The organism is Pseudoduganella sp. R-43 (assembly GCF_049913255.1).
GTDB lineage: Bacteria > Pseudomonadota > Gammaproteobacteria > Burkholderiales > Burkholderiaceae_D > Rugamonas.
Map to the genome: position 1 here is coordinate 5,848,646 of NZ_CP183988.1, position 25,900 is coordinate 5,874,545.

The 25,900-nt window shown below is 64.1% G+C and carries 25 protein-coding genes; 11 read left to right on the forward strand and 14 right to left on the reverse strand.

The annotated features are described in order from the left end of the window. The first annotated feature begins 75 nt into the window (after positions 1 to 75). Positions 76 to 909: a glycosyltransferase family 2 protein gene (locus ACN9M3_RS26670; protein ID WP_426319141.1), complete on the forward strand. Its 834-nt coding sequence runs from the start codon at positions 76 to 78 to the stop codon at positions 907 to 909. A 9-nt stretch (positions 910 to 918) separates the two neighbouring features. On the opposite strand, the gene ACN9M3_RS26675 is transcribed toward ACN9M3_RS26670, so the two are convergent. Next, positions 919 to 1,518, reverse strand: coding sequence for a response regulator transcription factor (locus tag ACN9M3_RS26675; protein WP_426164492.1), 600 nt, complete (start codon positions 1,516 to 1,518; stop codon positions 919 to 921). Between the two features lie 2 nt (positions 1,519 to 1,520). Then, entirely contained in the window at positions 1,521 to 3,080 is a 1,560-nt protein-coding gene (locus ACN9M3_RS26680; RefSeq protein ID WP_426319142.1) for an ATP-binding protein, read from the reverse strand. A gap of 160 nt (positions 3,081 to 3,240) precedes the next feature. On the opposite strand from ACN9M3_RS26680, the gene ACN9M3_RS26685 reads away from it, so the two are divergent. Beyond that, positions 3,241 to 3,471, forward strand: a complete 231-nt coding sequence (locus tag ACN9M3_RS26685; RefSeq protein WP_426172307.1) for a DUF6139 family protein — start codon at positions 3,241 to 3,243, stop codon at positions 3,469 to 3,471. Between the two features lie 76 nt (positions 3,472 to 3,547). Here the strand turns inward: ACN9M3_RS26685 and ACN9M3_RS26690 are convergent, their stop codons facing one another. The 6 genes from ACN9M3_RS26690 to ACN9M3_RS26715 all read right to left on the reverse strand — a co-directional run bounded on the left by ACN9M3_RS26690 (position 3,548) and on the right by ACN9M3_RS26715 (position 10,928). Continuing rightward, positions 3,548 to 3,805: a KTSC domain-containing protein gene (locus tag ACN9M3_RS26690; protein WP_426319143.1), complete on the reverse strand. Its 258-nt coding sequence runs from the start codon at positions 3,803 to 3,805 to the stop codon at positions 3,548 to 3,550. A gap of 18 nt (positions 3,806 to 3,823) precedes the next feature. Beyond that, positions 3,824 to 5,038 carry a hypothetical protein gene (locus tag ACN9M3_RS26695; protein ID WP_426319144.1) on the reverse strand — a complete coding sequence of 405 codons (1,215 nt, stop codon included), beginning with the start codon at positions 5,036 to 5,038 and terminating at the stop codon, positions 3,824 to 3,826. Between the two features lie 2 nt (positions 5,039 to 5,040). Further along, positions 5,041 to 6,561: an MBOAT family O-acyltransferase gene (locus tag ACN9M3_RS26700; RefSeq protein WP_426319145.1), complete on the reverse strand. Its 1,521-nt coding sequence runs from the start codon at positions 6,559 to 6,561 to the stop codon at positions 5,041 to 5,043. A 108-nt stretch (positions 6,562 to 6,669) separates the two neighbouring features. Beyond that, a complete protein-coding gene (gene dnaE / locus ACN9M3_RS26705) occupies positions 6,670 to 10,209 on the reverse strand; it encodes a DNA polymerase III subunit alpha (RefSeq protein ID WP_426319146.1) in 3,540 nt (1,179 codons plus the stop codon). A gap of 60 nt (positions 10,210 to 10,269) precedes the next feature. Next, positions 10,270 to 10,689, reverse strand: a complete 420-nt coding sequence (locus ACN9M3_RS26710; protein ID WP_426319147.1) for a type II toxin-antitoxin system VapC family toxin — start codon at positions 10,687 to 10,689, stop codon at positions 10,270 to 10,272. Beyond that, positions 10,686 to 10,928: a type II toxin-antitoxin system Phd/YefM family antitoxin gene (locus ACN9M3_RS26715; protein ID WP_426164506.1), complete on the reverse strand. Its 243-nt coding sequence runs from the start codon at positions 10,926 to 10,928 to the stop codon at positions 10,686 to 10,688. Before ACN9M3_RS26715 ends, ACN9M3_RS26710 begins: the two co-directional genes overlap by 4 nt. A gap of 128 nt (positions 10,929 to 11,056) precedes the next feature. Between ACN9M3_RS26715 and ACN9M3_RS26720 the strand changes: the two genes are divergently transcribed. Both ACN9M3_RS26720 and ACN9M3_RS26725 read left to right on the forward strand, forming a co-directional pair. Beyond that, positions 11,057 to 11,359, forward strand: coding sequence for a c-type cytochrome (locus tag ACN9M3_RS26720; protein WP_426164509.1), 303 nt, complete (start codon positions 11,057 to 11,059; stop codon positions 11,357 to 11,359). A gap of 209 nt (positions 11,360 to 11,568) precedes the next feature. Further along, positions 11,569 to 12,450, forward strand: coding sequence for a sulfurtransferase (locus ACN9M3_RS26725; protein ID WP_426164512.1), 882 nt, complete (start codon positions 11,569 to 11,571; stop codon positions 12,448 to 12,450). A 164-nt stretch (positions 12,451 to 12,614) separates the two neighbouring features. Here ACN9M3_RS26725 and ACN9M3_RS26730 read toward each other — a convergent pair whose 3' ends face one another. After that, positions 12,615 to 14,033 (reverse strand): DEAD/DEAH box helicase, encoded by a 1,419-nt coding sequence (locus ACN9M3_RS26730; RefSeq protein ID WP_426164515.1) that lies wholly within the window; start codon positions 14,031 to 14,033, stop codon positions 12,615 to 12,617. Between the two features lie 119 nt (positions 14,034 to 14,152). On the opposite strand from ACN9M3_RS26730, the gene ACN9M3_RS26735 reads away from it, so the two are divergent. From ACN9M3_RS26735 to ACN9M3_RS26755, 5 genes are all read left to right on the forward strand, one after another. Continuing rightward, positions 14,153 to 17,230 carry a diguanylate cyclase gene (locus tag ACN9M3_RS26735; protein WP_426319148.1) on the forward strand — a complete coding sequence of 1,026 codons (3,078 nt, stop codon included), beginning with the start codon at positions 14,153 to 14,155 and terminating at the stop codon, positions 17,228 to 17,230. Then, on the forward strand, positions 17,227 to 17,430 hold the full coding sequence (locus ACN9M3_RS26740) for an oxidoreductase-like domain-containing protein (RefSeq protein WP_426164521.1): 204 nt from the start codon (positions 17,227 to 17,229) through the stop codon (positions 17,428 to 17,430). Before ACN9M3_RS26735 ends, ACN9M3_RS26740 begins: the two co-directional genes overlap by 4 nt. A gap of 103 nt (positions 17,431 to 17,533) precedes the next feature. Further along, positions 17,534 to 18,796, forward strand: coding sequence for an NRAMP family divalent metal transporter (locus ACN9M3_RS26745; protein ID WP_426164524.1), 1,263 nt, complete (start codon positions 17,534 to 17,536; stop codon positions 18,794 to 18,796). A 5-nt stretch (positions 18,797 to 18,801) separates the two neighbouring features. Then, positions 18,802 to 19,134, forward strand: a complete 333-nt coding sequence (locus ACN9M3_RS26750; RefSeq protein ID WP_426164526.1) for a hypothetical protein — start codon at positions 18,802 to 18,804, stop codon at positions 19,132 to 19,134. A gap of 29 nt (positions 19,135 to 19,163) precedes the next feature. Next, positions 19,164 to 19,943, forward strand: coding sequence for a substrate-binding periplasmic protein (locus tag ACN9M3_RS26755; RefSeq protein WP_426319149.1), 780 nt, complete (start codon positions 19,164 to 19,166; stop codon positions 19,941 to 19,943). Here the strand turns inward: ACN9M3_RS26755 and ACN9M3_RS26760 are convergent. The 3 genes from ACN9M3_RS26760 to lpxO form a co-directional block, all read right to left on the reverse strand. Continuing rightward, positions 19,912 to 20,343 (reverse strand): hypothetical protein, encoded by a 432-nt coding sequence (locus tag ACN9M3_RS26760; protein ID WP_426319150.1) that lies wholly within the window; start codon positions 20,341 to 20,343, stop codon positions 19,912 to 19,914. The genes ACN9M3_RS26755 and ACN9M3_RS26760 overlap by 32 nt on opposite strands. Before the next feature lie 115 nt (positions 20,344 to 20,458). Beyond that, a complete protein-coding gene (locus tag ACN9M3_RS26765) occupies positions 20,459 to 21,343 on the reverse strand; it encodes an alpha/beta hydrolase (protein WP_426319151.1) in 885 nt (294 codons plus the stop codon). Positions 21,344 to 21,377: 34 nt separating this feature from the next. Continuing rightward, positions 21,378 to 22,277, reverse strand: coding sequence for a lipid A hydroxylase LpxO (gene lpxO / locus ACN9M3_RS26770; protein ID WP_426164536.1), 900 nt, complete (start codon positions 22,275 to 22,277; stop codon positions 21,378 to 21,380). Positions 22,278 to 22,377: 100 nt separating this feature from the next. Here lpxO and ACN9M3_RS26775 point away from each other — a divergent pair, with 100 nt between their 5' ends. Beyond that, positions 22,378 to 23,214, forward strand: a complete 837-nt coding sequence (locus ACN9M3_RS26775; protein ID WP_426319152.1) for a methyltransferase domain-containing protein — start codon at positions 22,378 to 22,380, stop codon at positions 23,212 to 23,214. A 3-nt stretch (positions 23,215 to 23,217) separates the two neighbouring features. On the opposite strand, the gene ACN9M3_RS26780 is transcribed toward ACN9M3_RS26775, so the two are convergent. After that, positions 23,218 to 24,213 carry an alpha/beta fold hydrolase gene (locus ACN9M3_RS26780; RefSeq protein WP_426319153.1) on the reverse strand — a complete coding sequence of 332 codons (996 nt, stop codon included), beginning with the start codon at positions 24,211 to 24,213 and terminating at the stop codon, positions 23,218 to 23,220. A gap of 115 nt (positions 24,214 to 24,328) precedes the next feature. On the opposite strand from ACN9M3_RS26780, the gene ACN9M3_RS26785 reads away from it, so the two are divergent. Next, positions 24,329 to 25,147: a helix-turn-helix domain-containing protein gene (locus ACN9M3_RS26785; protein WP_426164543.1), complete on the forward strand. Its 819-nt coding sequence runs from the start codon at positions 24,329 to 24,331 to the stop codon at positions 25,145 to 25,147. Here ACN9M3_RS26785 and ACN9M3_RS26790 read toward each other — a convergent pair. Continuing rightward, on the reverse strand, positions 25,144 to 25,866 hold the full coding sequence (locus ACN9M3_RS26790) for a PEP-CTERM sorting domain-containing protein (protein WP_426319154.1): 723 nt from the start codon (positions 25,864 to 25,866) through the stop codon (positions 25,144 to 25,146). The two genes, ACN9M3_RS26785 and ACN9M3_RS26790, sit on opposite strands and share 4 nt — an antisense overlap. Between the last annotated feature and the right edge of the window lie 34 nt (positions 25,867 to 25,900).

The following is a 25,900-nucleotide window of genomic DNA, read 5'->3' on the forward strand; positions in this document are numbered from 1 at the left end:
TGCATCCGGCACTGGTATACTGGCGGATTGGCATCCGCCAGCAGGACGGCATTTCTTCTTAATCTTTTGGCATCCATGCAACTAGCTTCAACCATCTCGTTAATTATCACCACATACAATCGTCCGGACGCCCTGACGGCCGTGGTGGAGGCCTGTTTTGCGCAGGACGATCAAGATTTCGAGATCATTATCGCCGATGACGGATCGACCAACAACACGCGGGGTACCGTGGCCGCCTTGCAGGCGCGCTCCCCGGTGCCGCTGAAGCACGTGTGGCAGGAAGATATCGGTTTTCGCGCGGCGCGCGCGCGCAACCTGGGCATTCTTGCAGCGCAAGGCGAATACATCGTCTTCATCGACGGCGACTGCGTGCCGCAGAAGAACTTCATCTCCAGCCACCGCCGCCTGGCCAGGCGCGGCCATGTGGTGACGGGCAGCCGCGTGCTGCTTAGCGAAACCTATACGCGTCGACTGCTGGAGCAGCACCTCGACATCCAGCGCCTTGGCCCCTTGGAGAAACTCAAGCTGTACCTGACCGGCGGCGCCAATAAATTCCTGCAGACGATACTGACCTTGCCGGACGTGGGGCGTGAAAGCAAACACTTTACCTGGCGCCGTATCAAGAGCTGCAATATGGCGGCATGGCGCAGCGACCTTGACCTGGTGAACGGCTTCGACGAGAGCTTCACCGGCTGGGGCCACGAAGATTCCGACCTGGTGCTGCGCCTGTTCAACGCGGGCGTGATGCGCAAGAGCGGGGCCTTTGCCACCGAGGTCTATCACCTGTGGCACCGCGAAGCGAAACGCGACCAGGAATCAAGCAACCGCTCGGCGGTGCTGCAGCGGGCAATCGACAAGACCACGCAAGCCGTGGCCGGCCTGCGCGAGCTGCGCGCCAGCGCAACTTAAGCACGCAATTTAGTCGCGTAGCGCGACGCGCACCAGGTCGGCCACGTTATCCACGCCCAGCTTGGCCATCAGGCGCGCCTTGTGGACTTCCACGGTGCGCACGCTGATGTTCAGCTGGGGGGCGATCTCCCGGTTATGGCGTCCCATCACCACCAACTCGAACACTTCGCGCTCACGCGGAGTCAGCTCGGCCAGCAACTGGTCGCGCTGCTGGCGGCGGTCGTGGTCCTGGCGCTGGCGCAACTGCATCGAGAACGCTTCCTCGATGGCCGCAATCAGCTTGTCGTCGTCGAACGGCTTTTCCAGGAAATCGACGGCGCGCGCCTTGAAGGCTTCGCGCGCCGAACTGACGTCGCCATGGCCGGTCACGATAATCACCGGCAGCAGGCAGTTCATCTCGTTGAGCTTGCGCTGCAAGGCCAGGCCGTCCATGCCGGCCATGCGGATGTCGGCCACCAGGCAGCCGGCCCATTCGGGCAGCCAGGCCTGCAGGAAGGCTTCGGCACTGGCAAAAACGGCGGTGCGATAACCGCGCACGCCCAGCAGCAGGCCAAGGGCATCGCGCAGCGACGGATCATCGTCGACAATGAAAACGGTAAGGTTTGACAAGGCTATTCTCCAGAGTCCAGCGCCGGCAGTATAAAACGAAAGACGCCGTGGCCGGCAACTTCTGCCCATAAAGTCCCGCCGTGCGCCTCCACGATGGAGCGGCTCAGCACCAGCCCCAGCCCCATGCCGCTGGCCTTGGTCGATACAAAAGGCTCGAACAGGCGTCCGGCCGCCTGCTGCGTCAGGCCGTCGCCGCTGTCTTCCACCGTGAAGCGCAGCTTGCCGCCGACGTTTTCCGCCATGAGCCGGATGCTGCGCTGTCCTGCGGGACGCATGCGTACCGCATCCAGGGCATTGGCCAGCAGGTTGCGCAGGACCAGCTCCATCTGCAGGCGGTCGACCTGCACCGCCAGCGCCGGCGCCTCGGCAACCCTGACTTCCACCCCATGTTCGGCGAATTGCGGGCCAAACTGCTGCACGATGCCCGCCTGCAGGGCCGCCGCACTGACGGTCTCGAGCTGCATGGCGCCGGTGCGGAAGAAGTCGCGCAGGCGGCGCACCACTTCCGCCGCGCGCGCCGATTCATTGATCATCTGGCCGATGGCGTTCTTCAGCAGGTCGCCCGCCTCGCCGCGCGCCAGCAGGTGCTCGCAGGCCTTGCCGTACACCGCCAGCGCCGTCATCGGCTGGTTCAGCTCATGTGCCAGCGCGGCCGCCATTTCGCCGGCCGCGGCCAGGCGCAGGGTTTGCTTCAGTTCCTCCGCCACTTGGCGCCGTTCGTCGACCACGATGCCGATGAAGAAGCCCACCAGCGCCAGCACGGCATCGAGCACCTGCAGCTCGGACACGGTGATGTTGTTGGCATGGTTAGCCCTGACCAGGGCCACGATGGCCAGCTGCAGCACGAACACCACCAGGGCCGCGCCATGCACGCCCTGGCGCGAGGCGGCCCAGATCAACGGCAGGAACAGGAAATAGAAATGCTTGAATTCGGCCGTCATGATGTAGCCGAACACCGCCCACAGCACGAAGATCGCCAGCGCCAGGTAACCCAGGGTTTCCGGCTTCCAGGTGGCTTCGCCCAGGCGCGCCCGGTCCTGCGGGTTGGCCAGTTTCCACAGCAGCGGCATGCTGACCACGACGCCCACCATGTCGCCGAAGCCGAAGCGCCATACCGCGCGCAGCCAGTCGTCCCACGGCACCAGCCCAAGCCAAGCCAGCAGGCTGATATGGCCGACTGCATTCAGCATGGTGCCGGCTGCAACCATCAGCAGCCAGCGATAGAAGCTGGAGCGCGAACTGAAGATGGCGCCGCCGCCCAGCGCCCGGCGCAGGGCTTCTCCCAGCAGGCCGTAGCCGCACAGCAACCACGCAGCCGTGAGCAGGGTGCCTGCCGGGCCGCCGGGCAGGCCGCGCACCAGGACATCGCCCGCCACCAGGGCCAGGAACCACGGCAGCGCGGCGCGCCGCCCATACACCAGCCAGAACACCAGGCCCAGTGCCGTGTCAGGGTTCCACGGCGTGATGTTCAGCCCCAGCAGCGGCTCGACATAGGTGATCCAGTCGAACAGCAGGTAGGTCAGGACAAAACCGGCGGCCGGCAGCAAGAACGGAAAACGCATAAGGGAATTCGCGGGCTTCAGGGAAGTATGTTGATCCAGGTTAATTTTACTGCTTTGCGCTGGCCATGCCGGCAATCTTGCATGGCCACAGCCAGGCAAGCAGAGTAGAATCAAAGCGTTACGCCAGCCTGTGCGTAGGACTAGTTGAAGGGAGATGAAGATGCGCCTGGATATCTATCGTCGTGCCGAACATGACGGCATTTTTTCCTACCTCGCCGTGCCCGAGGGCAAACCCATCCCACAGGAAGCCATCAACACCGACTGGCTGCCAGCCGAGCAATCGCTGGAGGTCGATGATGATGTGCAAGTCCTGCCTGACTACCACATCGACCGGCTGACCCAGCAGATGGGCAGCAAAGGCTACGCCATCACTGCACTGAAAGACATGTAATTGAAAGTCGGGGTCAGGTCTGGCAATCGGACATTTCGCTTGCGAAATGTCCGATTGCCAGACCTGACCCCGACTTTCAATCGAACAGCTCGTCAAGGCCGGCGGGACGCGTTCCCGGCTGCGGCTTGGCGCGCCCTTTGCGGCCGGTGAATTCTTCTTCGATGTTGTCGCGGTAGAAGCTCCACGCGCTAGCCGAGGTGGACAGGCGTTGCCAGACGTCGCGCCCCACGCCTTCGTAATCGATGGCGCTGCCGTCGTCGAATTCGACGCGCAGCATGCGCGCGCGCTCGTCATAGCCAATGGCGCGCAGCTTGCCTGCGTTAATGCGTTTCATGTCCATCTCATCGCTCCTTCACAACTGCTTCTCCTGCCTGCGTACTGCGCGCGCGACCAGCTCCCTCGCCTCGGCGAACAGGCCCGGCTGCGCCGCCACGCAATGGGCACGCTCGGCGGCAATGCGCTGCCGGTCCTGCTCCAGGTTCCGCAAGGTCAGCGCCATGCCGAAACCATTGTCCGGTGCATCGGCCAGCATGCGCCGCATCATCTCTTCACCCAGCGCCGGCTTCTGGTGCCCGGCCTCCCAGTACCATTGCGTCGTGCCCTTTTCGCTCGGCCCCGGAATCGCCTCGCAATTGAATTCGCCGAACCCGCTGAAGTCATGCACCACGATGTGCGCCTGCGGATAGCGGGCGCGCGCAGCCTCTGCCTCTTCCAGCACGATACGCTTCCATTCCTCGAAACGCGGCCACATGCCGCTTGCTTCGAATAGCGCCAGCATCTGCGCATGGTAAGCGTACACCATCAGGCGCAGGTCGACGCCCGGATTATCGCTGGCCGCGGCATCGACCAGGGCGCGCAATTCCGCCCGCAGCCCTTCGCGATCCAGGCCTCCCGGCGCTTTCCTCACCAGCGAAGCCGCACTCTCTTCCGCGCGCTGGCGGAAGATCTTGTAATAGCCGTCGTAGCGCGCAAACTTGACGTACTGGTTCAGCGGATTCAAGCCGCGCTCGGTCATGGTCTCGGCTTCGCGGTCGCCCTGCATCGTAAAGGTAGTCGCAGCGTCGCGCAAGGCGGCAAGCGAGAACAGGCTCTCCACGCGCCAGCCCAGTTTTCCCGCCCCTGCCACAGGCACCCGGCGCGCTCCGCCACGCTGGCCCGGCGCCAGCAAGGCATCATGGAAATCGACGCCTGCAATCACGCGCGAAGGCCTGATGCCGAAACTGCGCAAATACTGCAACTGCCCGGCCGCCACCATGGTGCCGGTTCCCGCCAGCCCGAGGTTGTAGGCGCTTCCTCCCAGCAGCGGGCTGTCCGGGTCAAAGCCGACTTCCACCCGCGAATTGCCGAGCAGGAACTGGGTGGCCCCCAGGCGCTGGGCAATGGACAATTTGATCTCGTTGCGGAAGTGCTGCGGCACCGGCTTTTCGGCATTCAGGCCCGGCTCGCGCACCAGGCCATACAGGCCGTAGGGGTCGGCCAGCACGACCACGCCGGCCACCAGCACGAGGCCCGCCAGCATGGCCAGGCCAAGCTTGCTCAGGTAACGATGGTGCGAGGCATTGGACATGGTCAGAACTGGAAATAAAGGAACTCGCTCGGCCGCGAAAGGGCCAGCAAGCAAAACACCGCCAGCATGCCGGTCACCAGCGCCGGACGCGGCGCCGGCAGCCAGGCCAGGCGCGCTGGCGCCGTGGTGCCGTCGTGGTCCAGGGCCGGCTCGAAGCGATGCATGATTTGCTGCGTATTCGGCGCCAGGAAGGCCACCAGCGCGGCAACCGTCACCCAGCACCAGGTTTCGATGAACTGGGTAGCACCGCCCAGCGTCCACTTGATTCCCAGGGCGGCCAGCGCCTCGTGCAGGTTCCCCAGGCGGGCGCCGATTGCATCGGGCAACGCCACGCCGTACTGGCCGGACATGCCAGCCACGATGCGCATGGCGGAAGGCAGGTCTGCCGCGCGGAAGAACACCCAGGCATAGGCCACGGCGATGAAGGTCAGGGCCCAGGCCGCGACAGCGCCTGCCCTGCCGCCGCCCTGCCAGCCAAGGCGTGCCTTGAGCGAATGCCAGGCGTGTGCCAATACCAGGTAGGCCCCATGCAGCCCGCCCCACAGCACGAAATTCCAGCTTGCCCCATGCCACAGGCCGCCCAGCACCATGGTCAACATCAGGTTTGCCTTGGCACGCACGGCGCCGTGGCGATTGCCGCCGAGCGGGATGTACAGGTAGTCGCGCAGGAAGCGCGACAAGGTGATATGCCAGCGCCGCCAGAAATCCACGATGTTGAGCGCCTTGTAGGGCGAGTTGAAATTCAGCGGCAAATGCACGCCGAACATGCGCGACAGGCCGATCGCCATGTCCGAATAGCCGGAGAAATCGAAATAGAGCTGGAAGGTATATGCCAGCACGCCGCCCCATGCCAACAGCAGCGTGGGCTCGCCGGGCGCCGCAAACAGGGCGTTGGCATAGGGCGCCAGCGTATCGGCCAACAGCGTTTTCTTGGCCAGGCCAAGGATGAAAATGGTGGCGCCGACCGAGAAGTTCTCTGCCCGCGGCAAGGCATTCCGCGGATCGGCAAACTGCGGCATCATTTCCTTATGGTGCAGCACCGGCCCGGCCACCAGGTGCGGGAAGTAGGTAACGAACAGCAGATAGTGGATGAAGCGCCCTTCCTGCACAAAACCGCGCGCCGTGTCGACCAGGAAGGCGATCTGGGTGAAGGTGAAGAACGATATGCCGATCGGCAGCACCACTTGCAGCAGGTCTGCATGCTGGCCGGTCAGGCTGGTGTAGAAAAAGTTGGCGTACTTGTAGTAGCCGAGCAGCAGCAGGTTGGCCGCGACGGCGCCGCCAAGCCACCAGCGGCGTGCCCGGCCCTGCGCCCGGCGAATCAGCTGCGCGCAGCCGTAGTTGGCGACGATGGAGCCAAGCAGCAGCGGTACATAGCGCACGTCCCACCAGCCGTAGAAAAACAGCGAGGCCAGCGCCAGCCACGCCACGCCCCACTCCGGATGGCGGCGCGCGAGCAGGAAGTAGCCGGCCAGGGCGAGCGGCAGGAAACCCAGCAGGAAGCTGAAAGAGTTGAACAACATGATCGGCAGGCCACCATGCGAATGGTTGGGTACTACCGGATTATGTTGAGATATTAATAACGCCGTCGCACGATACCGCTGAGCTGCGCCGGCGTTCCGCGCACCGGGTTAATACTCGATTGCAACTTCCTGTGCCCCCAGGCCCTGCTCCAGCGCAATTTTCAGCGCATCCGACGGCGCCACGCGCCAGTCGTCGCCAAGCTGCAACACGCAGTCGATGCCTTGCGGCCGGACGCGCATCGACACCGGCAAACCGTATTCGTCGCGGTGCGGGCCGAGGATCTCGGCCAGCTTGGCGGTCGGCACGGCCTTCGGCAACGCCAGGCCGATCTGGCGGCCAAACTGGATGCGGGCGGCGGTGATGTTGTACACCTTTTCCGCCGAAATGCGCAAGCCGCCGGAGAAGCGGTCTTCCGACACCTTGCCCGTGACGCACAGGAATTCGTCTTCCTTGAACATATGCTTGTTCGGCTCGAAGACTTCGTTATAGACGGTGACTTCGACCACGGCGGTCTTGTCGTCCAGCGTGACGATCAGCAGCTTGCCGCGCTGGGTCATCTGGGTGCGGATGCCGGAAATCACGCCGCACATCATGCGCGGTTCGCGCGACGGCTCGAGTTCGGACAGCTTGGTGCGCGCAAAGCGGCGCGCTTCCTGCTGGTAGGAGTCGAACATGTGGCCGGACAGGTAGTAGCCCAGCGCGATCTTTTCTTCCGCCAGCTTTTCGCGGTCGGTCCACGGCGTGGCCGCCACGTAATCGGGCGGCGCCACCAGGTCGGAATCGTCGCCGCCGAACAGGCTGACCTGGTTAGCCGACTTGGCTTCCTGGTCGGCATATTCCATGGCGAAGCCCACGGAGGCAAACAGCACCGCGCGGTCGACGCCGAAGCAATCGAAGGCGCCGGAGCGGATCAGCGCTTCCACCGTGCGGCGGTTGATCTGCTTCTTGTCCACGCGCTTGCAGAAGTCGAACAGGCTGGTGAACGGGCCGCCTGCTTCGCGCGCGGCGATGATCGCTTCGATCGCGTTCTGGCCGGCGCCCTTCACGCCGCCCATGCCGTAGCGGATCTTGGTTGCCTTCTTGCCCGGCTCGCCGTCCGGACGGAAGCGGTAGGAGGACTGGTTCACGTCCGGCGGCAGGATGGTCAGGCCGCACACGTCGATCGAGTCCTCGACCAGGATCTTGACCTTCTCCGTGTCGTCCATGGCCAGCGACATGTTGGCTGCCATGAACGCTGCGGTGTGGTGATGCTTGAGGTAGGCCGTGTGGTAGGACAGCAGCGCATAGGCAGCCGCGTGCGACTTGTTGAAGCCGTAGCCCGCGAACTTTTCCATCAAGTCGAAGATCTCGTCGGCTTTTTCGACGGTCAGCCCGCCCTCTTGCGCGCCCTTGCGGAAGATCTCGCGGTGCTCCGCCATCTCCTCGGCCTTTTTCTTACCCATGGCACGGCGCAGCATGTCCGCGCCGCCCAGCGAGTAGCCGCCGATGATCTGCGCCATCTGCATCACCTGTTCCTGGTAAACCATGATGCCGTAGGTTTCGGACAGGATGCCCTCGGTGCGAGGGTCGGGGTAATCGAATTTTTCGCCGTGCTTGCGCTTGCAGAAGTCCGGGATCAGGTCCATCGGCCCCGGACGGTACAGCGCCACCAGCGCGATAATGTCTTCGAAGCGGTCGGGACGCGCGTCTTTCAGCATGCCCTGCATGCCGCGCGATTCAAGCTGGAACACGGCGACGGTTTTCGCCTTGGTCAGGAGCTCATAAGTCGGGCGGTCGTTCAGAGGCAGCTTGGCCAGGTCGAAGTCCTTGGTGCCTTCCGGATCGAGGTCCTTGATGTAGTTGACCGCGCGGTCGAGGATGGTCAGCGTGGTCAGGCCCAAAAAGTCGAACTTCACCAGGCCGACGGCTTCCACGTCGTCCTTGTCGTACTGCGACACCACGCCGGCATCGCCGCCCTGGGTGTACAGCGGACAGAAGTCCGTCAACTTGCCCGGCGCGATCAGCACGCCACCGGCGTGCATGCCGATGTTACGGGTAATGCCTTCCACCTGCTGCGCCAGGTCGAGCAGCTGGCGCACTTCCTCTTCGTTCTCCTGTCGCTCTTTCAGCAGCGGTTCTTCCTCGATCGCCTCGGCAATCGACACCGGCTTGCCTGGCTTGAACGGAATCAGCTTCGACACGCCGTCGCAGAACATATAGCCGAAGTCCATCACGCGGCCCACGTCGCGGATTGCGCCTTTCGCCGCCATGGTACCGAAGGTAGCGATCTGCGACACCGCCTCGCGGCCGTACAGGTCCTTCACGTGCTGGATCACCAGTTCGCGCTTTTCCTGGCAGAAGTCAATATCGAAGTCGGGCATCGATACCCGTTCCGGATTCAGGAAGCGCTCGAACAGCAGGTTGTACTTCAGCGGATCCAGGTCGGTAATCTTCAATGCATACGCCACCAGCGAGCCTGCGCCGGAGCCGCGGCCCGGGCCGATCGGCACGCCGTTGTTCTTGCCCCACTGGATAAACTCCGCAACGATCAGGAAGTAGCCCGGGAACTTCATCTTGATGATGGTGTCGTTCTCGAACTTCAGGCGCGCCTCGTAGCGCGGGCGCTCCTTCTCGCGCTTTTCGGGATCGGGGAACAGCTGGATCAGGCGCTCCTCCAGGCCCTTCTGCGTTTCCGCCACCAGGAATTCGTCGATCGACATGCCCGGCGTCGGGAAGTTCGGCAGCTGCGGCTTGCCCAGGGTCAGCGTCACATTGCAGCGCTTGGCGATTTCCACCGAGTTTTGCAGCGCGGCCGGCAGGTCGTGGAACAGTTCCGCCATTTCGGCCTGCGTGAGGAAGCGCATCTGCTCGTTGAAACGCTTGACGCGCTTGGCATTGGCCAGCATCTCGCCTTCCGCGATACAGACGCGCGCTTCGTGGGCGATGAATTCATCCTTCGACAGGAACTGCACCGGGTGCGTCGCCACGACAGGCAGGCCAAGCTTGGCCGCCAACGCGACGGACTGGCGCACCTGCACCTCCTGGTTGGCCTGGCCGGCCCGCTGGATCTCGACGTAGAAATGGCCGTTCGGGAAGATTTCCGCCCATTTGCGGGCATTGGCCTCGGCCAGGTCAAGGTTGCCGTTTTCGATGGCCTGGCCGATGTCGCCAAAGTGCGCGCCGGACAGGGCGATCAGCGCATTGGCGCCGCTCTCGCCGGGCAGCAGCGGGTATTCCTTGTTGGCGCGGTCGCGCAGCCACTCGGTACGGATCTCGGCGCGGCCCTTGTACTGGTTGTTCAACCACGCTTCCGACAACAGTTCGCACAGCTGCAGGTAGCCCATGCGGTTCTTCGCGAACAGCATGATGCGATGCGGCTTGTCGCGGTTCTCGTCGTTGGTGATCCAGGCGTCGACGCCTACAATGGGCTTGATGCCCTTGCCGCGCGCCGACTTGTAGAAGCGCACCATGGCGAACATGTTCGCCAGGTCGGTGATGGCCAGCGCGCCCTGCTTGTCCTTGACCGCCGCCTTGATCATGTCATCGATGCGCACCAGGCCATCGACAATCGAGTACTCGGTATGCACGCGCAGGTGGACGAATTGCGGTCCCACCGGGGCTGCGGCTGGCGTGGCGTCTACTGGCTGGTCGATTGTTTCAATGCTCATGGGGCGGGCGGATTTCAAGTCGAATATCCCCCTATTTTAACGCCTGAGCTGCCTCTACCGCTATTCGTAGACGGTGCCGCCGGCCGCACGCATGGCCGCAGCCAACTGGCGGTCAAAAGTTGCCAACGCAGCGCCTGAGCGCATGGCTAGTGCCAGATAAGCGGCATCGTAAACGGAAAGGCCTGAGATTCTTGCACGCGCCAGTGCCTGGTGTTTAGTTGATGACAAAGACACATCTTCAGTCTTGATTGGCAAGGCATCGAGCAAATTCAAATATTCGTCGACATGGGCCATCGTGAGACAGCCGCGCCTTTCTGCCACAAGCAAACCGTTCGCAATTTCGAGATGCCAAATCGCTGGAACCAGGATGTCTGCCGTCCCCAACGCCATTCGAAGCTTTCGCGCGCAATCGCGCTCAGCAGGGTCAAAGCGTTCAAAGCGCCACGCCATTGCCATTGACGCATCCAGGACCAGCTTCATTCTCGACCTTGCCGGATCCAGTTTCGAATTTCATCATCGCTGACGCCTTTGACCAACTCCAGTCTCCCAAGAGCGTCGACTGTCTCCTTGACATCGCGTTGCTCGCCCATACGCGACGGAACGAGGTCGGCAACCGGTTTTCCACGCACAGAAATGGTAAAACTTTCCCCCTCACCCACACTTCTTAGCAGCTCGGAAAACCTTGCCTTGGCATCAAATGCCCCTATCCTCTTGAACATAAGACCCCCAACGAACTAGCCTGTTGACTAGTTCAGTATAGGACGCGCGATAATTGCTTACAAATGAGGCCGCTGCTTCCGCGTGGCACGGCTAGAATCACCCTTACCAATCCCCCTTGGAGAGAAAGATGAAAATTGTTGCTGCTGCCCTGCTGATGACTGCCTCGCTGGCGGCCTATGCGGAAGAACCTGAGCAGTTGGCCAAATCGAAGAGCTGCTTCGCCTGCCACGCCATGGCCAAGAAGCTGGTGGGACCGTCGTTCAAGGATGTCGCGGCCAAGTACAAGAACGACAAGGGTGCTGAAGACAAGCTGATCCTGAAGGTGCTGCAGGGCGGTTCCGGCACCTGGGGCGCGGTGCCGATGCCGCCCAACCAGGTGACCGATGCCGAAGCTCACCAGCTGGTGCGCTGGGTCCTGGCGCAGAAGTAAGCGCTAACCGGAGCGCCCGCCTCACGCAGGCTTGCGAAGGCGGAAGGTGTTCTTGCTGATCAGGTGATCGCCGTTCGCGCGGCGACGCCTTGCTCGGATGCCATGTCGTAGAACGCCATAATGTCGCGCGCCGGCTGCCTATTATTTGGGCATTCCGCCGAGTGCGGCTATAATGTCGGCTGTTCCGGATTCAATCGATTACCAATCCCATGCAAGCAACCATTGAAAACGCGCCTGCAACGCCCGGCGCGGCACCAGCCGTTTACGTCAACATCGCGGCCTACAAATTCATCACGCTCGACAAGCTGGACGAGCTGCGCCCGCAATACCAGGACATCTGCGCCCGCCTGGGCCTGAAGGGCACCATCCTGCTGACCCCGGAAGGCATCAATATGTTCCTGTCCGGCACCCGCGCCAATATCGACGAGTACCTGGCCTGGGTGCGCAGCGACGCCCGCCTGGCGGACCTGGAAGTGAAAGAGAGCCTGTCGGCCGAGCAGTCGCACCGCCGCATGCTGGTGCGCATCAAGAAAGAAATCATCACCATGCGCCATCCGCTGATCCGTCCGGAAGACGGCCGCGCACCGCATGTGAAAGCCAAAGACCTGAAGCGCTGGCTCGACCAGGGCCACGACGACAACGGCAAACCGGTCGTGATGGTCGAAACCCGCAACGACTACGAAGTGGACGTCGGCACCTTCAACAACACGGTCGACTACCGCCTGACCAAGTTCACCGAATTCCCGGAGATCATCGAGAAGCACAAGGCCGACTTCGAAGGCAAGACCGTGGTGACCTTCTGCACCGGCGGCATCCGCTGCGAGAAAGCCGCGATCCACATGCAGAACATCGGCTACGACAATGTCTACCAGCTCGAAGGCGGCATCCTGAAGTATTTCGAGGAAGTGGGCGGCGCCCACTACACCGGCGATTGCTTCGTGTTCGACTACCGCACTGCGCTGAACCCGCAGCTCGAGCCAACCGAAACCAAGCAGTGCTTCGCCTGCCGCGCGGTGGTTACCCCGCGCCAGCAACTGGCGCCGGAATACGTGCCGGGGGTGTCGTGCCCTGCCTGCTTCGGCAAGCATTAAACGAGTGTCAGACCCTGCGGGTCTGACACTGCCTTGCCGGTTTTAGCGCGCGATTGGACAGGATTTGGAAAACCGGTAAACCGGTGTCTGACCCTCAGGGTCAGACACCATCGTCAACGATCAAAAAAAGGGCCCGTTCATCGACGGGCCCTTTTTACATCTCATCAGCCTTTCGGCAGGCCGCCCAGCAAGGCGGCGATCTTCTGCTTCGGCTTGGCCGGTGCGGCCGGCGCGGCGGCGGCAGGCGCGCCGTTGCTGCGGGTCGGCTCATACGGTTTCAGGAACCATGGGTCGACCTTCTCGCGGCGAGGTGGTGGTGCGCCTTCACGGCGTTCCCCACTGCGCGGCGCGCGGTCGCTCTGGGTGCGGTCGCGGCGGCGGTCGCCATGGCGCTCATCGCTGCGGAAGCCGCCCGGTACGAAGCCTTCCAGCGTGCCGCGCGGGACGGTCTGCTTGATCAGCTTTTCGATGTCGGCCAGCAGGCGTTCATCCTTGTCCGAGTAGATCGAGATCGCGTCGCCCGAGGCGCCGGCGCGGCCGGTACGGCCGATGCGGTGCACATAATCTTCCGCGTTATACGGCAGGTCGAAGTTGATGACGCAAGGCAGGTCGGAAATGTCCAGGCCGCGTGCCGCCACGTCGGTAGCCACCAGCACGTCGATCTCGCCTTTCTTGAAGGCTTCCAGCGCCTGCATGCGTTCCTGCTGCGTCTTGTCGCCGTGGATGGCGGCCGCCTTCATGCCCTCGGTCACCAGGCCGCGCGCCAGGCGCGAGGCGCCGATCTTGGTATTGGAGAACACGATGACCTGCTTCAGCTCGCGCTGGCGCAGGATGTGGGCGACCGCGTCGCGCTTGTGGTCTTCGTTGACCTTATAGACTACCTGGGTCACCTTGTCGGCGGTAGCGTTGGAGCGCGCCACCTCGATGGTGATCGGATCGGTCAGGAAGCTCGATGCCAGCTTCTTGATCTCCGGCGAGAAGGTGGCCGAGAACATCAGGTTCTGGCGCTTCTTCGGCAGCAGGTTGATGATGCGCTGCAGGTCGGGCAGGAATCCCATGTCCAGCATGCGGTCGGCTTCGTCCATGACCAGCATCTGCACCTGGCCCAGCGAAATATTCTTTTGCTCCACGTGGTCCAGCAGGCGGCCCGGCGTGGCGATCACGATTTCCACGCCGCTGCGCAGCTTTTCAGTCTGCGGCTTCATGTCCATGCCGCCGAAGACCACGGTGGAACGCAGCGGGGTGTGCTTGCAATATGCAGCCACGTTTTCCGCCACCTGCACCGCCAGCTCGCGGGTCGGCGCCAGCACCAGGGCGCGCACCGGATGGCGCGCCGGGCTCATCGACGTATTCGCATGGGCCAGCAGCAGCTGGATGATCGGCAGGGAAAAACTGGCCGTCTTGCCGGTACCGGTCTGGGCGGCACCCATCACGTCGCGGCCCTGCAGCAGGATCGGGATCGCTTTCGCCTGGATCGGCGTCGGGTGCACATAACCCTGGTCGGTCAGCGCGCGCAGGATTTCCGGCGCCAGGCCGAAATCGGCGAACTTTACTTGCTCAGGGGTGTTCTCAATGTCAGACATACAATTCTTAAGGTTAACAGCGGCCAACCCCGCATGATACCCGAGAACTGTGGTAAAGCGCATGGATTGGGGCAGCGGAGCGGAAATTATTGCTGGGATGGAAGCTATAATGTCACTAAATGAATGCTACTGACGCCCGCGGCTGGCACCTGAGCCGCTTTATTTTGCTGCTTATCCTGGCAAGCTGCCTGCTCACTGCCATCGCCCAGGCTGCCGCGCCTACCCTGCGCTTTCGCAAGCTCGGGCCGTTAGGCAATGACGAACCTTCAATGTTATCGCTGCTGCAAGACCAGCGCGGCTTCATGTGGATCGGCACCCAATCGAACGGCCTGTACCGCTACGATGGCTACCGTGTCACCAAGTACCGCAGCAAGGCCGGCAACCCGCGCGCCCTGCCGCATGACCGCGTTGCGGCGCTGTTTGAAGATGGCCAGGGCCGTTTGTGGGCCGGCACCCAAGACGGCCTGGCGCGCTTCAACCCGGCCAGCAACGATTTCACGACTTTCTTGCCGGTCAACGCGCCCAATAACGGCCGCATCATCCGCGCCATCGTGTCCGATGGAAAAGGCGGCATGTGGCTGGCCACCTGGGGCGGCCTGCAGCACTTTGACCCCGGCAGCGGCACCTTCACCGTTCATGTGCACGATCCGGCGCGCCCGGGCAGCCTGGGCGGCAACGACCTGAATGCACTGGCGGTCGATGGCAAGGGCGGCGTCTGGGCCGCCACCTGGCCAGGCGGCCTGGACTACCTGCCTGCCGGGGCCAGCGAGTTTGAACACCGCCGCGTCGACAAGGGCCAGGATCCGAACGCGCGCGCCAACATCGTGCGCGCCCTGCAGTTCGACCGCAACGGCGTGCTGTGGATCGGCACTGAAGGCGGCGTCTGGCGCTGGGACAGCAGCAAGCCGTGGGAAACACGCGACAGCGTGCCAGTGCCCGACAGCCGCGTCACCAGCTTCTATTTCGACCGCGACAATACCTTGTGGGCCACGACCCTGTCGGCCGGCCTGCTGCGCTGGGATGCAACGGCGCAGCGCTTCGACCAGTACAGCCACAACAGCGACGACCCGTATTCTCTGCCGGGCGACAATCTGCGTGCCATGCTGCAGGACCGCGGCGGCATGCTGTGGATCGCCTCGTTTACCGACGGCATTGCCCTGGTTAACCTGAGCAGCAGCGGCTTCACGCGCTACCTGCCGTACCGCCTGGACGGCCGCCATGGCCGCGCCAACAACGCCTTGCTGAGCCTGGAGAATGGCCCGCACGGCACGGTCTGGATCGGCGGCAACCTCGGCATTGGCTTGTTCGACCCCGCCAAGGGCGAAGTGCTGCGGCGCTACCATGCCGACGACCGGCCCGGCTCGATGAACAGCAATATCGTCTACAGCCTGTACCAGCAGCCCGGCGGCCCGCTGTGGGTGGGCACGGCCAACGGCTTGAACCGGCTGGATGCGCTGGACGGCAAGTTCCAGCTGGTCCGCTTCGGCAATACCGCCAGCGACTTCATCAATTCCATCGCACCCGGCAAGGATGGCGTGCTGTGGCTGGGCACGGGCAACAGCCTGGTACGCTACGACACGCTGCGCGACCGCTCCCTGCTGTTCTACCACGACCCGCAAAACCCGGACAGCCGCAGCGTCGGCGGCACCAGCGTGGTGCTGGAAGACAGCAAGGGCCGCGTGTGGATGGGTTCGGAATTCAACGGCGGCGGGCTCGACCTGCTGGACCCGGCCACCGGCAAGTTTCGCCACCTGCGCGCCGGCGGACCGGAAGGCATGATCGACGATAACGTCACCGCGCTGCACCAGGACGCCGCCGGCCGGCTCTGGATCGGCACCTCGCGCGGCCTGCTGCAGCTGGAAGAGAGCGCTCGCGGCGACTTGCGGCTGCGCTCGCATGCCGCCGCCGTGCAGCACCTGAAGACACTGGCCATCCAGTCCGACGCCAAGGGCAGGATCTGGATCAGCACGCTGGCTGGCCTGTTCCGCCTCAACCCCGGCAATGGCTCGGCCCAGCTCTACACCGTGGCCGACGGCATGACCGACGGTTTCACCACCAATGCCTCGGCGCCGGGCGCGGACGGCAAGCTGTACTTCGGCGGCGTGCACGGCATGACCGGCGTCGAGCCGGAGCAAGTGCGCAGCAACTCGGTGCCGCCGCAGGTGGCCATTACCGATATCAAGCTGTTCAGCCACTCGCTCAGCGAAGGCCGCTTCCGCGACCAGGCCTGGCTGGAAGGCCCGCTGACGGCACCCACCGGCCTGGTGCTGTCGTCGCAGGCGACCGCCTTCACCATCGAATTCGCGGCCCTGCACTTCACCGAGCCTTCGCAAAACCGCTACGCCTACCAGCTGGAAGGCTTTGACCCCGACTGGCAGGAAACCGATGCCGAACGCCGCGTGGCCACCTATACCAACCTCGACCCGGGCCGCTACGTCTTCCGCGTGCGCGCCGCCAACCACCACGGCAGCTGGAGCAAACAGGCCGCCACCCTGGAGGTGACGATCACGCCGCCGTTCTGGCAGACCACCTGGTTCCGCCTGGCCGCAGCCGCCGTGATCCTGGGCGGGCTTTGGAGCCTGTACCACTGGCGCATCCGGCGCCTGACACGCCTGCAGGCCGTGCTCGAGCAGCAGGTGGCCGCCCGTACCGCCGAGCTGGAAGACTCCAACCGCAAGCTCGAAGCGCTGAGCCAGACCGACGGCCTGACCGGCGTCAGCAACCGGCGCGGCTTCGACCTGGCGCTGGAAGCGGAATGGCGGCGCGCCCAGCGCACCGGCCAGCCGCTGGCGCTATCGATGCTGGATGTGGACTACTTCAAGAAATACAATGACCGCTATGGGCACCTGGCCGGCGATGCCACGCTGCGCGCAGTGGCGCGCGTGATCACCGAGCATGGGCGGCGCAGCTCGGACCTGGTGGCGCGCTACGGCGGTGAAGAATTCGCGCTGCTGTCGGTAGCCACCCCGGGCGCCGATGCGATCGGCGTGGCGCAGACCATCTGCGCCGAACTGGCGCGGCTGCAGCTTCCGCACGACGCCTCGCCGTTCGGCCTGGTGACCATCAGTATCGGCGTGGCGGTGCTTGTGCCGACCGAAAACAGCCGCCCCGAGCAACTGGTACGCCTGGCCGACGAAGCGCTCTACCGCGCCAAGCAGCGCGGCCGCAACCAGGCCTTGCTGGCAATGGAAGAATGATGGACGACACTGAAGCACCTGCCGACGACCCCAAGCCGCAACCGCCGGCCGAACCCGGCCCCGACGACTGCTGCCACAGCGGCTGCACCTGGTGCGTGCTCGACCTCTACTACGACGACCTGGAGCGCTACCGCATCGCCCTTGCCGCCTGGGAAGCTCGCCAAAAGCAAGTCGGGGTCAGGTCTGGCAATCCGCCATAAAGCGCACATTCGTGCGCTTTATGGCGGATTGCCAGACCTGACCCCGACTTTCATGTTCGTGACTTAACGGAAGGCTGCTCCTGCTCCCGCTAGCATCGGGGGCATGGAACAGCAGAGCCAATCATGGCTGGACAAGCTCGGCCCGGGCCTGGTATCGGGGGCTGCCGACGATGATCCCAGCGGCATCGCCACCTATTCCCAGGCCGGAGCGCAATTCGGCCTGGGCATGCTGTGGCTTGGGCTGTTCACCTATCCGCTGATGGTCGGCATCCAGGAAACCAGCGCGCGCATCGGCCGCACCAGCGGGCGCGGGCTGGCTGCCAATATGCGCCGCTGCTTCCCGGCCTGGCTGCTGTACTGCATGGTCAGCCTGCTGCTGCTTGCCAACACCATCAATATTGCTGCCGACCTGGCCGCCATGGGTGACGCGCTGCACCTGGTGGCGGGCGGCAAAGCGCAGTGGCATGCCCTGGCTTTCGGCTTGCTGTCGGTAGCGCTGCAGGTCTTCATCCCCTACCAGCGCTACGCGCGCCTGCTAAAATGGCTGACGCTGGCCCTGCTGGCCTATGCCGCCACGGTGCTGGTGATCGACGTGCCCTGGCGCGAGGTGGCCAAGCGCACCTTCTCGCCGCACATCCAGTGGAACAAGGAATACCTGACCACCATGGTGGCGGTGTTCGGCACCACCATCAGCCCCTACCTGTTCTTCTGGCAGGCCGCGCAGGAAGTGGAAGAACTGCAGGCAGACCCGGAGGCCGAACCGCTCAAGCGCGCGCCGCGCCAGGTGCGCCCGCAACTGCGCCGCATCAAGCTCGATACCGCTATCGGCATGGGCTTTTCCAACCTCGTGGCATGGTCGATCATGCTGACCACCGCGGTCACGCTGCATGCGCACGGCATCTTCCACGTCGGCTCGTCAGCCCAGGCCGCGGCGGCGCTGCGGCCGATTGCGGGCGAGCTGGCGTTTGCGCTGTTCGGGCTGGGCATCATCGGCACCGGCCTGCTGGCGATTCCTGTGCTGGCCGGGTCGGCGGCCTACGCCATGGCCGGTGCGTTCAACTGGCGCAGCAGCCTGGAACTGGAACCGCTGGCCGCGCGCAAGTTCTACGCCATCATTACCGCCGCCACGCTGGCCGGCGTCTGCATTGGCTTCTTGCCGATGGACCCGATGCGCGCGCTGTTCTGGAGCGCGGTGGTCAACGGCGTGGTGGCGGTGCCGGTCATGGTGGTGACCATGCTGCTGTCGACCCGGCGCGGGGTGATGGGCGAGGTGGTCCTGTCGCGCCGCCTGCGCGTCCTGGGGTGGTCCTGTACAACAGTGATGGCCCTGGCCGTTTTGGCCATGTTCGCCAGCATGGTAAGCTAGCGGACATGGACAAACGACACTTCCTGCTGGCCCTTGCGGCCGCAATGACCCTCCCTGCCCTGCCAGCGCTGGCCGCCGAGCCTCGCCCATTCCCGCCCAACGCCAAGCGCGGCAAGATTACCTTCGGCTATGCGCCGGACATCGTTGTCGACGGCAAGCCGCGCCAGCTTTCGCCAGCTGCACGCATCTTCAGCGATGAAAACCTGACCGTGGTGCCGAGCGCGCTGGCCGATGCGACCTTCATCGTCAACTACACGGAAGACATGAACGGCAATCTCAACCTGGTCTGGATCCTGACTTCGGAAGAAGCGCGCCTGCCGGCAGCCAGCGCGCGCTGAGACCGGGTCGCGACGCCCGGAGGCGCGCCATGGCACGACCGCACCTGTTGCTAGTGTTTTGCAGCGCCCTCGCTGCGGCGCCGGCTGGCGCCGATACCATCGTCAAGGCCTACAACAGTTATCGCGGGCCGCCCTACATCGACGGCAAAAGCGGCCTGGCGCCCGACCTGGTGCGCTATGTGAACCGCAAGCTCGAAGGCCGCTATACGCTGCAACTGGTGTCGTTGCAACGCCGCCAGCTCAACCAGCTGATGGAGGCATCCGGCGGCTTCGACGGGGTGGCGCTGTTCCTCTCGCCGGCCTTCATCGGCGACGTGCCGCGCAAGCGCTTTCACTGGAGTCCGCCCTTCCTGGACGACAGCAATGTCATCGTGTCGCGCATCGACAATCCGGTGCTCTACCACGGCCCGGCTTCGCTGGTCGGCCTGCGCTTTGCCGGCATTTACGGCAACCGTTATCCCGGCATCGACGAATACGCCGGCAAGAGCCTGACGCGCAGCAATGCGCCCGATGCCATGAGCAACCTGCGCAAGCTGGCGGCGGGACAGGCCGATTTCACGGTGATGCCGCTGAGTGCTTTCCGTTACCTGCGGCGCCAGATGGACAGGGAAAAGCTGCCCCTGGGGCAGTTGCATGTGGGCGACAAGCCCTTCAGCCAGTTCGGCCGCCATTTCGTGCTGGCGCGCGATGCCGGGGCGCTGGCGGCGGAGCTGGACAAGATCGCTGCCGCCATGCCCTGCGATCGCGCGTGGCGCCGCATCGCGCTGCGCTACCACTTTACCGTCGCCGACGCCGACGCTTGCCGCTGAAGCGGGCAGCGGCGCGGAAGGCAAGCAGCAACACCAGGCTCATGCCGCACAGGGCTTGCAGCGTCGGCTTGTGCGCGGAATCATCGACCGTTTCGTACTTGCTGCCCGACAGGACGTTATTGACCAGGGCCGGATCGACGTCCAGCATCATGCTGCCAAGGTTGGCCCGGGCCCGGCCCGCGCTGCCCGCCGGACTGAAGGGGAATTCCTGCTGGTCCACCAGCCGTTCCTCGAATGCGGGAGCGCCATCATCGCCGGTGCTGATGTCGAACAGTTCGGGGCCGGCGGCAGGGCCGGCGCTGCCGGCACCTAGTGCCTGGGAGCTGGACAGCAGCGCAGCGCACGCCCCATGGCTCACGGATAGCAGCAAGGCGCAAACGCCCAGCCCCAGCTTCCTCATTTATTTCCTCTAGTTAATTTTACTTAACCAGACATTAAGCAATAATCTCACCAAGCAATATAAGTTGCTGATTTTAAATGCAGCGTTTTTTCATCTGTAAAGAATTCCGACAGGCTCAGGACTTGAGCAGGCTGTCGATGAAGGCTTGCACCGCACTCGTATAGCCGCTGTCGGCGCCAAGCTGCAGGTTGATGTCGCGATGGCTCTTCGCCTGCTCCAGCACTTCGGCGCGGCTGCCGCTGGCGTGCAGCCGTTGCGCAAAATCGTGGGCCTGGCGGCAGGAGCTGTCGCGCTGGCTGGAGCACACCAGCAGCATCGGCTGCGCGCCCGTTTGCAGCGCGTGGGCCGGCGATACCTTGCGCCAGAGGGCCGGATCGCTGCCGAATGCTTCGTCGTACAAGCGCGGGTGGCGCTGTTCCATGATCTGCGGCACATCCAGCGCACCGCTGTCGAGGGCAATGGTGCCGAGCCAGCTGCTGCCGGCCGCCAGCGAAGGCTGGGCCGACAACAGCGCCACCAGGTGCGCCCCGGCTGAATGGCCCATCAGGATGAAGCGGCGCGCATCGCCGCCCCAGGTGGCGGCCTTGTCCTGGGCCGTGGCCAGCGCCAGCGCCACGTCCTGCGCCTGCAGCAGCGGATCGGCATCGGGCAGCATGCGGTAGTTGATCGAAATGACCAGGTAGCCGCGCCCCGTGAAATACGGCACCTTGTTCTCCACCACGGCCGTTTCGGCCTTACCGCCGATGCGCCAGCCGCCGCCGTGCACCATGAAAATGACGGGGGCCCTGGACGCTGCCTGCGCAGGGAGGTAGACGTCGAAACGCTGGCGGGGATCGCTGCCGTAGGGGATGTCGCGCAAGGCTTTGCCGGGGGCGGCGTCATGCGCAGTGCGGGACGCCTGGCGTTCCAGCAGCCGGTCGCGCAAGGGGCCGGCGCCGGCTGCAAGGGTGGTGGCGCCCAGCACGATGGCCAGGACGCCGGCGGGGACTCGGTGCCGCATGCTGCCTCCTTTTGACGAGGCAGCGCGGGCCGCCTCACATGTAATAGATTGCTGCTGCGAGGCCGATGATAAGGCCAAACTTGGTGAACTTGTAGACGGTCTTGTTCCAGGCCTTGAAGGCGCGGCGGTATTTGCCGGCGTAGAAGGAGACGCGGAACAGCTTCGACACCAGGCCGACCTGGTCGCCCTGCTCGTTGGGCGAGGCGGCGGCAGTCATCATGGTGCGGCCGAGGAAGCGGTTGATCGCCTGCGCCCAGCGATAGCGCATCGGACGCTCCACGTCGCAGAACAGGATGATGCGGTCGCTCTCGGAACCGTTGATGGCCCAGTGAATATAGGTTTCATCGAAGATCACGCCCTGGCCGTCGCGCCAGCTATGGCGCTCGCCGTCGACGTCGATGAAGCAGCGGTCGTCGTTCGGCGTGGCCAGGCCCAGGTGGTAGCGCAGCGAGCCGGCGAACGGGTCGCGGTGCGGATTGAGCTTGCCGCCCGGCGGCAGTTCGGCAAACATGGCCGCCTTCACCGACGGGATCGCGGCCAGCAGCGCATAGGTTTGCGGGCACAGTTCCTGGGCCGAAGGGTGGCTGGCGTTGTACCACTTCAGGTAAAAGCGCTTCCAGCCATTCTTGAAAAAGGAATTGAAGCCGGCGTCGTCGTTCTTTTCCGACGCCTTGATCTTCTGCAGGCGCAGCAGGTTTTCCGCTTCGGCGCGGATCACTTGCCAGTTGTCTTCCAGCGGCTTGAGTTCCTTGAAGGTGTCAACCGGCAGGTAGGGCGTGGATGGCACGCGCGAGAACCAGTGCATGAAGATATTGATGGGGGCCATGAACGACGAGTGGTCGAACAGTTGGCGGCCGATCGGGAGACGTACCTTGCCACGGAAGTGGATATGCAGGACGGACAGGATGTAAAAGCCGACAACAGCCCATTTCATTGCGAAACCTCGGAAAGATCCAAACCTGCGATTCTACCGCAGTCTGCAAAGTGAGTATTTGTGAATATCGCAACAATGTAAGCATGCTATCGTGGCGCGCATGACTTGTATTATTTGCTACGCCCCATTGAAGACCGGCCTGTCAGGCTGGCACCGGACCTGCCCCGGCTGCGCCTACGAAGGCGCAGCCCATTCCGCCACACCCGCGACAAGCGACGAAGACCTGCGCGAAGCGTCCCTGAATGCGCTGCGCCAGGAGAACTGCCGCACCATCGTCGCCCTCACCCGCCAGTTCGCGGCGCCGCGCGCCAACACCTTGCTTGACGTGGGCAGCGCCCATGGGTGGCTCCTGGAGTCGGCAGCCTGCGCGTTCGACGTGCTGGGGGTCGAGCCGGACGAAGTGCTGGCCCGGCAGGCGAGCGAGCGCGGGCTGCCGGTGCGCCTCGGCTACTTCCCCCAGGCGCTGGCGGACGGGGAGCAGTTCGACATCATCGTGCTGAATGAAGTGATCGAACATATCCCCGATATCCGCGCCGCCCTGCGCGACTGCCACCAGCACCTGGCCCCGGACGGCACGCTGGTGCTCAACCTGCCCAGCAGCCGCGGCCTGTGCTACCGCCTGTCCAAGCTGTTCGCGCGCGTCGGGCTGCATGGCCCGTTCGACCGGCTGTGGCAGAAAGGCATGCCTTCGCCGCATGTCCATTACTTCAACCCGGCCAACCTTACCAGGCTGGTGGAGCGAGAAGGCTTCACGCTGCGCCACAGCAGCGAACTGGCCGTAGTGAAAAAGCAGGGCATGTGGCGCTGGATGACCGTGTTTGGCCAACTCCATCCATTCAAGGCGCCGCTGCGCTACCTGGGCATGCGCTGGCTGCTGCTGCCGCTGATGCGGCTATTCCCCAGCGATATCATGGTGTGCATCTACCGCAAGCGCTAGGCATCAGGCGCTGCGCCACAGCGCCAGCGCTTCCCGCGCCACCAGGCCTGGCTGCTCCTCGGGCCAGAACAGCTTGCCGCCTTCGATGCGGCGCACGCCCTTGCTGTTGCCGAATGCCTGCTCGAGATAGTCGGCGCCGCGCGGCGGGAAGATTTCATCGGCCATGCCCCACAGCACGCGCACCGGCGCCGTGCTGGCCTTCAGGGCGGGCTTGATGCCGTGCAGGGCATTGCGTTCCAGCGCAGCGATGTAGCCGTGCAGGCGCTGCGGGTTGTCGACCAGGGGGCGCAGGTAGGTTTCGAACACCTCGTCCGCCAGCGCGGCCGGCCGGGCGTAGCAGATGCCGCCCAGGCCTTCGGGCGAGCGCGCCTTGTCCTTGTCGGCCAGCCAGGGCGCCAGCCACTCCTGCGCGAACTTGCCCTGCTTTGCCAGTTCGATCACCGGCTGCATGGCCGGCGGCGGGCAATCGAGTTCGGTGTCGCAGTTGGCAAGCAGCAGGCTGCGCACGCGCTCGGGATGCAGCACCAGGAACAGTTGCGCCACGGCGCCGCCGCTGTCGCTCGCAACCACGTCAACCTTCTCGACGCCCAGCTTGTCGAGCAGTTCGGCCAGCATGGCGACCTGGCCTTCCGGATCGAGTTTGGCTTGCGGCGCCGGTTCGCTATGGCCAAGGCCAAGAAAGTCCGGCGCGATGCAGCGGCGATGCGGCGCCAGGCGCGCTATTGCGCCGCGCCACTGGAAGCTGTTTAGCGGCAGGCCGTGCAGGAACAGCGCTGCCTGCGGGCCGCGTCCGCGCTCGACCACCGCAACGCGTCCAGCGCTGGTGGCCACAAAGCGCCGCGAGGCGCGCCACGCACGCGCATCGCGCGCCGCCTCGGCCCGCAGCGCCGCATCGGCGGGCGCCAATTCCTTCGCCGCGCCCGCGGCGCTGGCAGGGCGCGCCACGCCGGCCGCAGCGGCGAATGCAATGGCGGCTTTCAAAAGGCTTCTGCGATTCATGCTCATCTCCTGCAAGACGGGTTTCGATGGGATGCATGATCGGGCCGGGTCTGATGCGAAGCAATGACCTCCCAGGTCATGGAAGCGCAGCGCAAAACCTTGTTACCATGGCCACATGAATGCAAACCCGCTTCCGATCGCCCACGTCGGCGCCCTGCTGCGCGAGTGGCGCTCCGCCCGCCGCCTGAGCCAGATGGACCTGGCGCTGGACGCCGGCCTCTCCACACGCCACTTGAGCTGCATTGAAACCGGCAAGGCCCAGCCCAGCCGCGAGATCCTGGCGCGCCTCGCCGACACGCTGGAAATGACGCTGCGCGACCGCAACTCGCTGCTGGTCGCCGCCGGCTATGCGCCGCGCTACACGGAATCGGCGCTGGCCAATCCCGAGCTGGCGCCGATGCGGCGCGCGATCGAAGCAATGCTGAAGCAGCAGGAACCCTACCCCGCCTTCCTGATGAATCGCCACTGGGATATCGTGATGGCGAATGGCGCCGCCGTCCGCATGAACCGCTGGCTGCTGGGCGGCCGCGACAGCCCGCACCGCAATATGCTGCGCCATGCCTTCGACCCGCAGGACTTGCGTGCCGTACTCGTAAATTGGGAGGAAATCGCGGGCACCCTGCTGGCCCACCTGCACAAGCTGGTCGCCACGGCGCCCAGCGACGCGAAGGCGCGCGAGCTGCTGGAAGAAGTCCTGGCCTATCCGGGTGTGCCTGAAAAATGGCGCCAGCGCGACCTGCGCGCCGTGCCCGCGCCGCTGCTTGAAACCGTATTCGAGCGCGACGGCCGGCGCGTGGCATTCTTCTCCACCATCACCACCTTCGGCACCCCGCGCGACGTCACGCTGGAAGAACTCCACATCGAATCGTGCTTCCCGGCCGACGAAGCCAGCGCGGCATTCTGCAGCGCCCTCCAAGAGGATCCGGCAAATTAGCCGCGCTTCCGCCTGCGCAGCCCTGCGATGGCAACCAGGCCGATGCCAAACAGTGCAGGCGCCGCCGGTTCAGGCACGGCAGCCATTTCCAGCTTGCCATCCCATCCTTCCGCCTCGATCAGCGACTCGTCGCCAGTCACCGGATCGACGCTGCTGCGATCCCACTCTGTCATGAAAGTCTTCCTGGTAAAAGCCTGGCGCTGCCACAAGGAGCCTGCAAGTGCCGCATCCATGGCCGTATCGAGAGCCAGCCCTGCGCCCTGATAGCGAAATATGTAACCGGTGAAAAAGCCCTTGCGAGTGATACCGGTCGCGTCGTCAGAATCCACGTAACTGATGGTAGTGAAATTGAAGTAGCCTGTATAGCTACCATCGCCATTGACCTGGAGCCGGGAAATCAGGCCTGCACGGGGAGGTTCCGTGCTTCCCGTCCGCCGCTGGTATGCATCGTCGTACGGCGAGCGGAAGTCTGCGGTGTCCAGATCGAACCAGCAATGCGAGTTATGCTCGGTCCCGGAATAGCTGCCGAAGCAGCTCGACGGCGTCAGACTGGAGCGCATTGTCCCGCCAAATGGGGTGAAGACTTCCGAGTCTTCCAGAGTGCCCGCTCCCGTGGACGTCCAATGAACTGCGGAAGTGACGTTAAAGCTGCTTGTAATGCCAGCCTGCGCCGGCACGGCAAGCGCCAGCAGCATGGCCGGCAAAACGAAAAGTTTCATACTTTATTTGCAATTGGTAAAAAATAAAGTATGA